Annotated in this window: 10 protein-coding genes; 6 read left to right on the top strand and 4 right to left on the bottom strand. The window is 40.9% G+C overall.

Translation table 11 applies throughout. From position 1 onward, the window contains the following. The first annotated feature begins 102 nt into the window (after positions 1 to 102). The 3 genes from gyrA (at position 103) to DC487_RS12975 (ending at position 5,036) form a co-directional block, all read left to right on the top strand. Positions 103 to 2,694: a DNA gyrase subunit A gene (gyrA, locus tag DC487_RS12965; protein WP_116776397.1), complete on the top strand. Its 2,592-nt coding sequence runs from the start codon at positions 103 to 105 to the stop codon at positions 2,692 to 2,694. Then, positions 2,648 to 3,793: a tetratricopeptide repeat protein gene (locus DC487_RS12970; RefSeq protein WP_116776398.1), complete on the top strand. Its 1,146-nt coding sequence runs from the start codon at positions 2,648 to 2,650 to the stop codon at positions 3,791 to 3,793. The genes gyrA and DC487_RS12970 overlap by 47 nt, the downstream gene beginning before the upstream one ends. A 118-nt stretch (positions 3,794 to 3,911) precedes the next feature. Continuing rightward, positions 3,912 to 5,036, top strand: coding sequence for a tetratricopeptide repeat protein (locus DC487_RS12975; protein ID WP_165799087.1), 1,125 nt, complete (start codon positions 3,912 to 3,914; stop codon positions 5,034 to 5,036). Positions 5,037 to 5,262: 226 nt separating this feature from the next. Here the strand turns inward: DC487_RS12975 and DC487_RS12980 are convergent, their stop codons facing one another. Next, positions 5,263 to 5,814: a DUF6705 family protein gene (locus DC487_RS12980; RefSeq protein ID WP_116776400.1), complete on the bottom strand. Its 552-nt coding sequence runs from the start codon at positions 5,812 to 5,814 to the stop codon at positions 5,263 to 5,265. Positions 5,815 to 5,844: 30 nt separating this feature from the next. Further along, positions 5,845 to 6,645, bottom strand: a complete 801-nt coding sequence (locus DC487_RS12985; protein ID WP_133228572.1) for a hypothetical protein — start codon at positions 6,643 to 6,645, stop codon at positions 5,845 to 5,847. Positions 6,646 to 7,237: 592 nt separating this feature from the next. Here DC487_RS12985 and DC487_RS12995 point away from each other — a divergent pair. Next, on the top strand, positions 7,238 to 7,549 hold the full coding sequence (locus tag DC487_RS12995) for a hypothetical protein (protein ID WP_116776403.1): 312 nt from the start codon (positions 7,238 to 7,240) through the stop codon (positions 7,547 to 7,549). A 340-nt stretch (positions 7,550 to 7,889) separates the two neighbouring features. Here the strand turns inward: DC487_RS12995 and DC487_RS13000 are convergent, their stop codons facing one another. Together DC487_RS13000 and DC487_RS13005 are read right to left on the bottom strand one after the other, a co-directional pair. Continuing rightward, entirely contained in the window at positions 7,890 to 10,079 is a 2,190-nt protein-coding gene (locus DC487_RS13000; protein WP_116776404.1) for a glutamine synthetase III family protein, read from the bottom strand. Between the two features lie 180 nt (positions 10,080 to 10,259). Next, positions 10,260 to 13,088 (bottom strand): alpha/beta hydrolase family protein, encoded by a 2,829-nt coding sequence (locus DC487_RS13005; RefSeq protein WP_116776405.1) that lies wholly within the window; start codon positions 13,086 to 13,088, stop codon positions 10,260 to 10,262. A 104-nt stretch (positions 13,089 to 13,192) separates the two neighbouring features. On the opposite strand from DC487_RS13005, the gene DC487_RS13010 reads away from it, so the two are divergent. Beyond that, complete coding sequence (locus DC487_RS13010) at positions 13,193 to 13,927, top strand: SIMPL domain-containing protein (protein ID WP_116776406.1); 735 nt, start codon at positions 13,193 to 13,195, stop codon at positions 13,925 to 13,927. A gap of 30 nt (positions 13,928 to 13,957) precedes the next feature. Continuing rightward, positions 13,958 to 14,794 (top strand): MBL fold metallo-hydrolase, encoded by an 837-nt coding sequence (locus DC487_RS13015; RefSeq protein ID WP_116776407.1) that lies wholly within the window; start codon positions 13,958 to 13,960, stop codon positions 14,792 to 14,794. Positions 14,795 to 14,799 lie beyond the last annotated feature (5 nt).

Genomic DNA, 14,799 nt, shown 5'->3' on the forward strand with positions numbered 1-14,799 from the left:
GGGGGTATTTATTCATAGGATAGCAAAAAAAATCCGTATCTTCGCACGATTGCGCCCACACTATTTAGAGCGTTAATATTAGTTAGTATGTAACCCAATAATATGGCTGAAGAAACAGAAAACGAAAATAATTTAGTACCTGCTAACGACAGGATCATCCCCATAAATATTGAGGATCAGATGAAATCAGCGTACATCGATTATTCGATGTCGGTGATTGTATCCCGTGCATTGCCCGATGCTAGAGACGGATTGAAACCCGTTCACCGTCGTGTGTTGTATGGCATGCTAGACTTGGGCGTTACCAGCAGTAAGCCGTACAAGAAATCAGCGCGTATCGTTGGTGATGTATTAGGTAAATATCACCCGCATGGTGATACCTCGGTATATGATGCGATGGTACGTATGGCGCAATTTTGGTCTTTGCGTTATCCGATGGTCGACGGACAAGGTAACTACGGATCTATCGATGGTGATCCACCAGCAGCGATGCGTTATACAGAAGCGCGCTTACGGAAGATTGCCGAAGAGATGCTTTCTGACATCAACAAAGACACGGTTGATTTCCAACTAAACTTTGACGACTCGTTGCAAGAGCCTACGGTATTACCTACACGTATTCCAAATCTTTTGGTCAATGGTGCTTCGGGTATTGCAGTTGGTATGGCTACAAATATGGCGCCGCACAACCTTACAGAAGTGCTAAACGGTACGGTGGCTTATATCGACAACCGAGACATTGAAATCAGCGAGTTGATGCAACATATCAAAGCGCCTGACTTCCCTACCGGCGGATTGATTTACGGCTATACTGGCGTAAAGGATGCCTTTGAAACGGGCCGTGGACGTATTGTGATGCGTGCTGTTGCAGAGATTGAAGCAACCAAGACAGGTAAAGAGATTATCGTAGTTACGGAGATCCCATATCAGGTCAACAAATCCGATATGATCAAGCGGACAGTAGACCTGATCAATGAAAAGAAATTAGAAGGTATCTCGGAGATTCGTGACGAGTCTACGAAAGATATCCGCATTATATACGAAGTAAAACGTGATGCCAATGCAAACGTCGTATTGAACAATTTGTTTAAATATACGTCTTTGCAAACATCTTTCTCCGTCAATAACATCGCCCTTGTAAAAGGCCGTCCGGTATTGATGAATCTGAAAGACATGATTCACGAATTTGTGGAGCACCGCCATGACGTGGTGGTACGCCGTACCAAATTCGAATTGGCAGAAGCGGAAAAACGTGCCCATATCTTAGAAGGATATTTGATCGCGCTAGATCACTTGGATGAAGTGATCAAATTGATTCGTGCTTCGGATACACCAGAAGATGCGCGCGTCGGTTTGATGGAGAAATTTGGCTTATCCGACCTACAAGCGAGAGCAATCTTGGATATGACCTTGCGCCGTCTGACAGGACTAGAACGCGACAAGATCAAAGAGGAATATGCCGAGTTGATGAAAACGATCGAATATTTGAAGCAAGTATTGGCAGACGAAGGTCTGCGCATGACGATCATCAAAGACGAGATCATTGAGATCCGTGACAAATATGGCGACGAACGTCGTTCTGCGATTGTGCATTCTGCAGAAGATATGCGCATGGAAGATTTCATCGACGATGAAGAGATCGTCATCACGATTTCGCACAATAGCTACGTAAAACGTACGCCGTTGTCGGAATACCGTCGTCAAAGCCGTGGTGGTCGTGGTTCTAAAGGATCCAGCACACGCGAAGAAGATTTCACCGAGCACATTATTACGGCTTCGGCGCATAATTACTTGTTACTATTTACCGAAGCTGGACGCTGTTTCTGGCTACGTGCATTCGAAATACCAGAAGGTTCGAGAACCTCGAAAGGTCGCGCGTTGCAAAATATCATCAACGTACCAAAAGACGAGAAGATCAAGGCATTCATCAAAGTCAAAAACCTGAAAGATCAGGATTACTTGGAGAACAACTTCATCATCATGTGTACGAAGAAAGGTACGATCAAGAAAACGTCTTTGGAGGCCTACTCTCGTCCTCGTGCTAATGGTATCAATGCCATCAACATCAACGAAGGAGATCAATTGATCGAAGCGAACTTGACCAATGGTAACAGCGAAATCGTCATGGCATTGCGCTCAGGTCGTGCGATCCGCTTCAACGAATCGACTGTACGACCAATGGGTAGAACCGCTACAGGTGTACGTGGTGTACGCTTAGCACATGATAACGACGAAGTTGTTGGCATGATTAGTGTTGATAATAGCGAAGAATCGACCATCTTGGTAGTCTCTGAAAAAGGATACGGTAAACGTACTGATGTAGAGGATTACCGCGTAACGAATCGTGGCGGTAAAGGGGTAAAAACCTTGAACGTAACGGAGAAAACCGGAGAACTTGTCGCGATCAAAGATGTAAACGATCAGGATGATTTGATGATCATCAACAAATCGGGCATCGTGATACGCATTGGTGTAGATACACTTCGTGTGATGGGTAGAGCTACACAAGGCGTGAAATTGATCCGCTTAAATGAGAACGACGAAATTGCTTCGATTACCAAAGTAGCTCGTGAAGAGGAACTGGAAGAGGGCGAAGAGCTTGGCGAAGGATTCGTAGCAGATCAGGATGGTGTAGCAACTCCAGACAATGAAGATAATGCTGTTTCAGACGAAAATGATGAAGAAAGCGAATAACATCAGCAAATGCATACTCACCTTTGGCTTAGCCATTGGTGGGTTATCTGCTTTTGGGCAGTCTGCTGTCAAAGAAGCGACCAATAATTTCGCTTTGTACACGCAAACTGGCGAGCTCAAACATTTGGAAAATGCCAAAAAATTTATTGATGGCGTATACAAAACTAGAAGAGACTCTTCTAACACGCGTATTAATTTGACGCGGGTGATGATTTACAGTTCTATCGCCTATGCGGATTCTACACGTAAGATAAAGACGGAAAGGGATCCCATTGATCTGACCCTCGCTACCCTAGCGCGCTTAAGTGATCGCGAAAAGAATACACGGGAAAGTGAAATGGCCTATGTAACGCAGAATCTTGCGGCTGCATATACCTACAAGGCAAATCAGGCACTGCAAGCTCAGGAGTACGATTTGGCCTACAATAATTTTTTACGCGTTAAAGAATTACAGCCCAAAAACGAAGATATCATCTACAATTTAGGATTGTTGGCGAATCAGACTAATCGGATCGACGATGCCATTGCATACTATCAGCAGGCTATCACACTTTCTTCGCGACAGCCCATCCAATATTTGGAATTGGCTCGGATATATGAAAAGAATAATCAACCAACAGAGCGTCGCAAAATACTGGAAAAAGGAAGTGCCAACTATCCTAATAACAAGGAAATCTTGTTTAAGCTCATTGAAACGTATTCTCAGCAAGGGAACTATAATGCTATTGTCCCAATTGCCGAGCATGCCGTGAAAATGGAACCAGAAAATGTGGATCTGAACTACTTGGCTGGATTCTCGTTCGAAAATGTCGGTAATATCGACAAGGCGAAGCAATTTTATGAGCGTACGGTACAATTGAATGATAATAATTATGAGGCAAATTTGGCTTTAGGATTACTGTATCTACAGCAGTTTATGGAGAACCCAGATGATCAAGAAGCACAGTATAATGCGCAGAATTATCTTTTGAAAGCCAATGAGATACGACCTCACGAAGTCAATGCCTTGCGTTCGCTAGCAATGTACTATGAAAATGCCGAGGATGATATGCAACTAGACCGCGTAAACCTCCTGCTGAATAGATTGCAAAACTACTAGGCACGTTCTTTGTTATCCTAGCATCATAGAATTGAACACTTGAAGAACATTAAACAAACAAAAGCGTAATATGAATATCAAGAAAAGTCTAATAATAACTGGAGTCTTAGCGATTTCGATGAGTACAGTCTTCGCACAAAGCGGTAATCTTAGAAAAGCGAAATCTGCCTATACTAAATATGAAGAGTTGGGAGGAGCGGAAGCAGGTGAGCTTTCTGCAAAAATGTTGAAAGACGGTATTGCCCCGATCGAGGAAGCTATTGCACACGAGAAAACAAAGGATAATCCAGAAACTTGGACCGTGTATTCTTTGATCTATTCTAACTTGGCATTTGCAGAAAAAAATGGTGAATATGCTGACAAAGCCATCACTGGTTTAGCAAAAGCGACTGAATTGGATGCAGACAAAAAGAATGAAGAAAACATCAACGCTGTAAAAGTTAACCTTCGCAACTTCTACCAAACAACAGGTTACGAAGAGTGGAAAGTAGAGAATTATAAAGGTGCAGCAGAAGAGTTTGATAAAGGTTTGGCTTTGATGCCAGGTGATACTACGTTGATTTACTTTGGTGCATTGGCAGCAATCCAAACACAGGATTACCCAACAGCGATCAAAAAGTATGAAGCGTTGCTTCCACACGAAGATCACTCCGAATATAGAATGATCAGAGCAGATTTGCCAAAATTATACTTATCGACTGGTGATACCACAAAAGCGTTGGAGTATGCTGATGCAGCTGCAAAAGCTTTCCCAGAGGATAATGATATCGTGATGCAAAACATCGAATTGAACCTGATCACAGGCAACGAGGAAAAAATCATTTCAGGTATTGAGAGTCAATTAGCGCGCGATGCAGGTAACAAAACATTACACTACTATTTAGGTACAGCCTACGCATCGAATGATAACGATGAGAAAGCTTTGGCATCTTACAAAAAAGCGTTAGAGATTGATCCTGATTATGTAGAAGCTAACTTGAACACAGCGGCAATCATCATGAACATGGCAAATCAAGCGCTAATGGATCTTAACGGAGACAAATCGGTATCTGATGCGGACTACAATACTCGTGTAGAAACAATCAAAGCGGATATGGGTAAAGCAGTTCCTTATTTGGAGAAAGCGCTAAGCAAAGATCCAAATAACACGAACGCGTTGAGTAACTTGAAAAGCTATTATAACTTCATCCAAGATGAAGATAAAGCAAATGAGATTCAAGCTAAGTTAGAAGCTGCTCGCTAATTTTAACAATAACATACCATCATCATCTTTGATGATGCAAATAGAAAGAGGTATTTACGATGTAAATACCTCTTTCTTTGTATATATATGGAATAAGGCAAATTGTTAGGATCTTATGCAAACTTAACGCACCTGAATTCGTTGTTTCTCGATAATTTAACTTCGGTATCTCCATAATCAGCTTCTGTACTGAACTAAGGCAATAATCACGAGTAACACTTGCAAATTATTTGACACGCTCTAAAACAAAAGTCTTATCACTCGGAAGCAACTCTTTTGGAGGAAGGTCACCTTTAAAGGTAATATTCAGACGCTCCCTAGGTGTGATTTTAAGTATTAGTTTATTACCTTGCACAACAACTTCTATCTTTTCATAAAAATTCCTATTATCCTCTTGAATCACAGATCCTGTTAACTTTGTGATATTTTTGCGAAAGTTCTTTGGAAAAAAGCTAAGATCAATTGTATACTTTTTATCGAGTGCTTTATGATTGCTATCGACGAGACTTGAAGAAATCACTTTACCATCCTTTTTAATCTCATGATAACCAATCAAGTAATCTATATAAGCATTATCTAAAAATGGAATTTTTTGCAAATATCTCTCAGTCAGAGTTAGTGTTAATATGATTCCGTCCGTTTGACCACGCCAAGTGCCCTTATATTGATCCATTTCCGGGTAACGAAGAGTAGTATTCTCAAGAGGATGTAGATCTTGTTGTGAGAACGCACTTAAGCGAACTAGTATAAGAAATGTAAAAAGGATATATTTCATCATCTTTATTTGTTTTAAAATTGATTATTTATTCTATTTATTACAAGGATCTATTGATACATTATTGTTTTTATCCAGCCCTAACCGATACCAATCATTTGCATCTTTATTGCCTCGGTATAATCTGAGACCAGTTTTATTTTGCTGTAGGAGTTGATTGATACTCTTTTCATTTGTGGAGATGCTATATTGAGCACCCAATGGATAAAGGGAAGCAATATCATTTAAAATATTATAATTACCTTTAATGGAGGAAGCCCAATTTTTAAACATGTCTACATTTTCAATTTTCAACATATATGTAGTGCCTGCATTAGTGAGAAGAATACTGCTAAAAGCAGTAGGTTTTGACATATAGCCAGTATTATAAATAGCCGCCATGGCCGTAATGTCTGCCGGCGAAAAGATAGGAAACAGTCCACTATAATGAGTATGTGCTAAGCCATCTATTGGACTGGAAATATTGAAATCAATGAACGGTGCATTTGGAAGGCCTTCAAATGCGGAAGACATACTTGAGTACAGTCCAGTTGTATAATTAATATTATAGGTAAAGCCTTTTTCAGTTCTTTTATTGGGATCATCAGCATGTGCGCGCAACATAAGTAACTGCGCTATAAGATTTTTATCAAACTGCATATTTCTTGCATGATCGCAATCATTGTTCGGATTCAACATTGTGGGAGGAACACCTGAAGGGGGGCCACCAGGAGACGGCGGTATCGGAATAATAATAGGAGGAGCTGGAGAAGTTGGCGGATTAATAGGTACCGGAGGTATGCCTATTGTCCCGCCACTCCAATGACAAAGATCACACGCACCAATACCCGTCATAACCCCAATTTTGTCCGTAATTGAGCTCTGTAGAGTTATTAAATGCCTGTACTTCTGACTTGGGTATAGGCTTAAAAAACCACTGTTATATGCATTATTATAAATATGCGCAGAAAAAGTCGATCCCGAACCTACATTTTATCCATCATAAAGTTTGAATATATAAATTAAGGTATCATTCCGTTTTTTAACATCAAAACTATCCCAGTTTACTTTATTATAAAAATCATTATAATGATCCAGCCCCTTAGTAAATGTTTCATAATCTTCTTTCAGATTAGCTACTGAATAAATAGCCTTTTCCGAAGTATATTTATCTATTTGGGAATCTTTTACACATCCGTACAGAAAAAGCAGTAAAAAAGGGCATGAAAGTAATTTTAAAATCCTAAACATCATATTTAAATTAATTTAGACTATTTAAAATTAAATAATTTTAATCAAAAAGAATAAAAATATTTTATTTAAATAATCTTAGAGATATCAACAGAAAGATGAATACATAAACAGGTAAGTTTAAAGTCCTATAGATCTTACGACGATGGATTAAAAGACCACGTAAAACTTTAGACAATTGTGTTGTCGTAATAGCTTGCTGAATACATTGGCAATTGATCCAGACTACGTGGAAGCAAACTTAAACACCGCTGCCATCATTATGAACATGGCTAATCAAGCGCTAATGGATCTTAACGGAGACAAATCGGTATCTGATGCAGACTACAATACTCGTGTAGAAACAATCAAAGCGGATATGGGTAAAGCAGTTCCTTATTTGGAAAAAGCACTAAGCAAAGATCCAAACAACACAAACACGTTGAGTAACTTGAAAAGCTATTATATCTTCATCCAAGATGAAGATAAAGCCAACGAGATTCAAGCTAAGTTAGAAGCTGCTCGCTAGTTTTACTAGTAACATAGCGTCATCATCATAGATGATGCAAATAGAAAGAGGTATTTACAATGTAAATACCTCTTTCTTTGTATATGGAATAAAACAAATTGTTAGACCATGCAGAAGCTCTAATCACTCAGAAACTACAGCCTCCTTGATAATAAATCCTATCCCCCTGTACAATTCTAGCTGGACCATCATTGGTGGTTTCTCTGTAATACGTTAAACGATCAGAAAAGCCAGCCTCAGCATTTGAAATAACTATCGTAACATTGTCGACAACAAAAAAACCACTTGCTGTTGCAAGTGGCTCTCGGGTAATAGATAGGTTAGTTAGTTATGCTGTTGATTAGTGAATGAACAGTAACTCACGCAACTTAGGCAATGGCCACTTGTTATCATCTACTATTTTCTCTAATTTATTCACGTGGTAACGAATCTCATCGAAGTAAGGTTTTACCAATTCGTCGTATGCGATAGCGCGATCGCGGATATCCTCGATTTCGTTCGCTTTCTTACGCTCCTGACGCATGGCTTCCGATTTCTCCAAAGCGATATTGATGTGTGAGGAGATACGCTCGATGAAGTTACGCTGTGAGCTGTACGCTTCTGCCGAAAGACCAATCTCTTTCAAACCTTTTACGTTTTCGATCAATTGATTTTGGTAAGCGAAACAAGCTGGAGCGATCAAGCTGTTGGTCAACTCAGTGATCACACGTGCTTCGATTTGCAATTTCTTGTAGAAATTCTCTAACAAAATCTCATGTCTTGCTTCCGATTCGCGTTTTGAATAGATGCCTAGCTTTTCGAATAATGCTAACGACTCTTCGCTTACGTATACATCTAATGCTTTAGGCGTCGATTTGATATTAGATAATCCACGAGTAGCTGCTTCCTCTGCCCACTCATCGCTATAACCATTTCCTTCGAAACGAATTGCTCTAGATTCTTTGATGTAACGACGAACGACATTCAATAACGCTAGGTCTTTTTTGATGCCTTTTTTGATTTGCTTATCTACTTCGATCTTGAATTCGATCAATTGATTTGCCACGATAGCATTCAAGATAGTCATTGGCAATGCCGAGTTGGCAGAAGATCCAACTGCGCGGAATTCAAATTTGTTTCCAGTAAAGGCAAAAGGTGATGTACGGTTACGATCCGTATTATCCATTTTCAAATCTGGAATTTTAGGAATACCGTGCCATAGATTAGCTTCATTTCTCACCTTTTTCGCTACGCGAGCAGATTCTACCTCGTCCAAGATATCATCCAACTGAGATCCCAAGAAGATAGAGATAATCGCTGGTGGCGCCTCATTCGCACCTAAACGGTGATCGTTGGAGTGACTTGCAATAGATGCACGTAACAAATCTGCGTGTGCAGATACCGCCTTGATGGTATTCACAAAGAATGTTAAGAACATCAAGTTGTTTTTCGGCGTTTTGCCTGGTGCTAATAGATTGACACCTGTATTAGTAATCAATGACCAGTTATTGTGTTTACCAGAACCATTGATACCGCTGTAAGGTTTCTCGTGCAATAACACTTTGAAGTGATGACGTTTAGCCACTTGCTCCATCAGGTTCATCAACAATTGGTTGTGATCGATCGCCAAGTTGATCTCTTCGAACATCGGTGCACACTCAAACTGCGTAGGCGCTACCTCGTTGTGACGCGTTTTCAAAGGAATACCCAATTTCAACGCTTCATTTTCCAAATCCACCATAAACGCTAATACGCGCTCTGGAATAGCTCCGAAGTAATGATCGTCTAATTGTTGTCCTTTGGCAGCCATGTGGCCAAATAAAGTACGACCTGTCAATTGCAAATCTGGACGCGCATTGTACAACGAAAGATCGACCAAAAAGTATTCTTGCTCAATACCCAAAGAAGCAGTTACTTTATTAACTGATTTATCAAAGAATTGCGCAACATCTGTTGCTGCTTTATCTATCGCAGAAACTGCTTTTAATAAAGGTGCTTTATAATCTAATGATTCGCCCGTGTAGGATACAAAAACGGTCGGAATGCATAAAGTCTTGCCACCGCCAGTTTCAAACAAGAAAGCCGGTGATGATGGATCCCAAGCAGTATATCCACGTGCTTCGAATGTGTTGCGGATACCACCATTTGGAAAAGAAGATGCATCTGGTTCTTGTTGTACCAAGGCATCTGCCGTAAATTTTTCAATGGCTAATCCATTGTTATCTGGTTCGAAAAATGCATCATGCTTCTCTGCAGTTGAACCCGTCAATGGTTGAAACCAGTGCGTATAGTGTGAAGCGCCATTCGCCAGAGCCCACGATTTCATTGCTTGCGCAATATCTTCAGCCAATTCGCGAGAAATGCGTTTTGATCCTTCAATAGACTCTTTAAGTTCTACAAAAGTTGGCTTTGGCAGGTAGTCGCGCATTTTGTCTACCGTGAATACATTTTTACCATAGATTGCTATGGCTTTTTTGGACTCAGCATATCCCTCGTGATTAATTTCTCTTGAACCAGCTGAATTTACAGATTGAAACCGTAAGAATGACATATATTTTGAAAGTTAATTTTGCAATAAATTGCTAAGCAGCATTAAAAAAATGCTTTCACATCACATTTTCTTTTGTAAATATGACTCTTTTCTCGAAAAAAAGCAAAAATTTATTTTTTTTTAAAACAAAAAATGAGGAAAATTACTTTTCCCCATTTTAAATCTTAGCATCAAAATACGTTACATACTCAATCCCCAATCGATTCCTTTATGGATTGCAGGCACACCCGACGTGATCCAGACTGGTGCTGGCTTACCTTTCAAGAAATGGTCGAAAAATTGTGCTTCGCGCTGTTGAATATCTTTTCTATTCTGGCGTTGTATCAAATTATGGTCGTCGCCATTGTAATTCAATAACCACACTGGCTTCTGCAAGCGACGCAATGCCGTAAACATTTCGATACCTTGATACCATGGCACAGCGCCATCTTGGTCATTGTGCATAATCACAACAGGTGTGTTCACACGATCCATGAAGAATAAAGGCGAGTTCTCAATGTAAAGATCACGCGCTTCCCACAAATTCTGCCCGATACGACTTTGTGTATTTTCATATTGAAACTGTCGCGACATCCCTGAGCCCCAACGAATACCGCCGTACGCAGAAGTCATATTGACGACAGGCGCACCTGTCCATGCCGCAGCATACATATTGGTGCGCGTAATCAAATGCGCTACTTGATAACCGCCCCAGCTTTGTCCTTGAATTCCCATTTTTGTCGAATCGACAAAACTATTGGTACGTGCCAAATGCTGCATTCCCGAATTGATGTATTCTTCTGCCGCTTGGCCTGGATAGCCAGTCTCGTAGGAAATATCTGGCGCAAATACCAAATAACCATTACTCACGAAATATGGAATATTCAAGCGTGAAGGCGTTGGTGCAGGTGCTTGATAGGTATACAAGCCATCCGTTAACTTCTCATAGAAATACGCGATGATTGGGTATTTTTTATTTGGATCAAAATCTTCTGGTTTATACAAAATGCCGGAAGCATCGTGCCCATTTGGTGTAGTCCAATGCACAAGCTCTGCTGTTCCCCAATTATAACCAGCCTGTTGCGTATTGATATCAGTTAGCCTGCGTTCCTGATCCATCTTCGCACTGTTAATATATAGATCGGGCGAATGCTGGTAATCCTCTTTCGTATAAATCACCTGTGCCAAATCCTCGCTTGCTTCCACTTTACGATATGTCTTTGGCCGCATTAAGATCTTTTTAGGGTTTGACTTTCCTGCATTGACACTATAAAAACCATTTTCTTTTGTTGTCTCGTCAAAAGCTGTGAGGAATTGATCTTTATCAGACAGGTATGTCGAGCGGTATCTTGGATTCTCTTCGCGCGACAAATTAACGGCGCGGAATGTGATTTTTTGCTCCCTTCCATAACCATTTGTAATCGTGTAAGGTTTCTTTTTGCCTGTTAAGTCAAAAGCCCAAATATCATAACGATCGTTAATATACACCGTTTGACCATCCTTGGACCAACCTGCCACACCGTATGCGCTTGGCAATGCCGGCATATCATTCTCCTCGTCTACAAAACTTACGGCAATACCTTCGTGTAACGATTTTTTCGAATCGTTGGCCAAGTCATAACTCGACCAGCTTGCCGTAGCACGATCAAAGAAAACAGCATAGTCTGCCTTTGGAGACAAATAGGCTTGTCCATTAAGATCGGAAGCGATCAATTTATGCTGACCGCTTTTGGTCGATACCTTATAAATATTCGACTTCGTACCCAGATCCCATTGCGAAGAAATACGATTTCCAAAATCAGATGTGACTAATACCCACTCTTCGTTACCCGAATCTGTTGTGATGACTCGATTGAAAGTTTCATCGCTCAAAGGGATAATCGTAGCTGATGACTGCGGATACACTACGGCGGAGAAGCTTTTGGTTTGATCACGTTTCAAATTGACCAATTGCTGAGGTTGCAAGTAGTCATCTTTCCAATGCCAAATATCTAATTTAGCATGCTCAAATTCCACTAGCGTGGTATCCTTGACCAATGGAATTGGCGCCAAACCGATGTATAACTTTTGCCCGTTTTCACTAAATCTAAGCGGTGCATCGCCACTCACCCACCAATTTTGTGGTACGCCAGCAGTAGCTTGCTGTCCGATCAGTCGTGCGGAATCCTGATTGGCCGTGTAATAATATAATTTATATTCTTTGGACAAGGTTTTGTCATCTCCCTTGAAGGCTACAAAAGAAAGTTGCGATTGATCTTCCGAAAAACTAAACTGCTTGTATGTGCCTTTACCATGACTGATTTTCTTCAAGGATTTGTCACCAACAGAATAGAGGTACAATCCTGCATCTCGAAGGGATACACTATCCTTCTCCTCTCCTTTTTTACTGAATAGCAATTGTCGTTCATCTGCGCTCCACTCATATTGGTCTACACCAACAAAGTTGGTCGTATCGCCTGTAGGCAAATGCAATAGGTGCAATATGGTTTTTGTCTTGCTCTTTGCCGGAGTTTTTTTGGCTTGTGCTGTGCTATCCTTGGCAGCGCTAGTATCTGCAGATGCTTTGCTTTCTGCAAGAAATGCGACATACTCGCGACTATTACGGGCCATTTTAAAAGACTTTACGTCGGCATATTTCAATGGCGCAGCTTTACTTTTCAGATTATAGACCAACAACGAATCTTTGGGCATCTCGTCTGATTTCTTCTTCTTGATCTTCGCTTCTCTTACTGCGGAGAAATAGGGCTTGATGCCCGCTACAAGAAATGCGTCATTACTGGTTAGACTCGCTCCATCACCGCGTGGTACGCTTAGCAAAAGCGTATTTTTCTGATCTTTTAATTCTAAAACAGCGTCACCTTCCTGCGGGGTGATCGTATAGTACACGAATTTGCCCGATTTACTTAAGTTGGCTGTACCGATGCTTTTCCAATTATCGTATACATCGTGATTCAAAGGTGGTTTTTGCGCCATGGCTTGCACACTCACAAAAGTGCTGAGTGCAAGACATAATTTACTCCAATTATTCATACTAAGTGTTAAGTTGACAGTTTGTGAAGTCCAATAATAGCATTTTTTGCTTAACTTGCTTATGATTGTAATGCAACAAGTTTGGCACAATTAAAAACATACTTATGAAAAACACACCCATTATTGTTAGTATTATTGGCGCCATTGCGCTCATTTGTGTGGCTTGGATATTCGGCTCATCGTACCGTTATAAGTACAATAATAGCAACACCATCAACGTGACTGGCAATGCTAAAATGGACTTCGAATCCGACATCGTAAAATGGTCTGCGTCGTACAGCCGTAAATCTACGGATTTGAGTGCCGCCTCAGAGCAGCTAGGTAGAGATCGGGATTTGGTCAAAAGTTTTCTGGTGCAGCGTGGTATTCAGGAAAAGGAAATCCGCTTCAATGCCGTCAATATCAGTCGAGAATTTAATTACTATACCGATAGCCAAGGAAATAGCTCCAATACTTTCACCGGATACAATCTTTCGCAACAAGTGAGCATAGAATCGAAAGATTTAGAAAAGGTCGATAATGCCTCACGCGAGATCTCCAGTTTAATTTCACAAGGAGTTGAATTAAGCTCCAATGCTCCAAACTACTATTTTTCTGGATTGGAAGATCTAAAATTGCAACTTATTTCTCAGGCGTCTGAAAACGCCAAATTACGCGCTCAAAATATTGCGACGGAATCGGCTACTTCTCTGGGACAATTGGTGAAAGCGGATCTTGGAATTTTCCAGATAACAGGACAGAACGATAATGAAGAGTATTCTTACGGAGGTGCATTCAACACCAGTTCACGCAGCAAAACAGCGAATATTACTGTCAAAGCCAGTTATTTAGCACGTTAGTTGTAGCCTGTTTTATAAAAACGTACAATTATGCACTTATATACCATCGATACCGGATTTTTCAAACTGGATGGCGGCGCTATGTTTGGCGTCGTTCCCCAATCGTTGTGGTCGCGCACGAATCCACCAGATGCTAAAAATCTATGCACTTGGGCAACGCGCCTCCTCCTGATGGAAGATGGAAACCAACTCACGCTCATCGACACCGGATTGGGCGATAAGCAGGATGCGAAGTTTTTTGGACATTACGACTTGCATGGAGATGCCACCTTGGATTCTTCATTGGCAAAACACGGCTTCCATCGCGATGATATTACAGATATCATCCTAACGCATCTGCACTTTGATCACTGTGGTGGCGCGATCAAGCGTGAGAGTGAACAATTGATTCCAGCCTTTAAAAATGCGAAATATTGGTCCAATGAGAAGCATTGGGATTGGGCGACTGTCGATCCAAATCCTAGGGAGAAAGCTTCCTTTCTAAAAGAGAACATCTTGCCAATTCAGGAATCCGGTCAGCTTAATTTCTTGGCCGAAGGCCAATCATTCAACGATCAGGTGGCTATTCGCTATGCGAATGGCCATACCGAGGCCATGATGTTGCCACAAATCCAGTATAAGGGGAAGACGATCTTGTATATGGCCGATCTACTACCATCCGTAGGTCACATTCCTATTCCATATGTCATGAGTTATGATGTGCGACCACTGGTAACGATGGATGAGCGAAAAGATTATTGGCAAGAAATCGTAGATAATGAATATATCCTGTATCTGGAGCATGATCCAGAACACGAGTGCTGCACCCTGCAACACACGGAGAAAGGCATCCGCTTAAAGGAGACGTTTAAGTTGAGTGAGATTTGATTATT

The organism is Sphingobacterium corticibacter, assembly GCF_003076635.1.
Taxonomy (GTDB): Bacteria; Bacteroidota; Bacteroidia; order Sphingobacteriales; family Sphingobacteriaceae; genus Sphingobacterium; species Sphingobacterium corticibacter.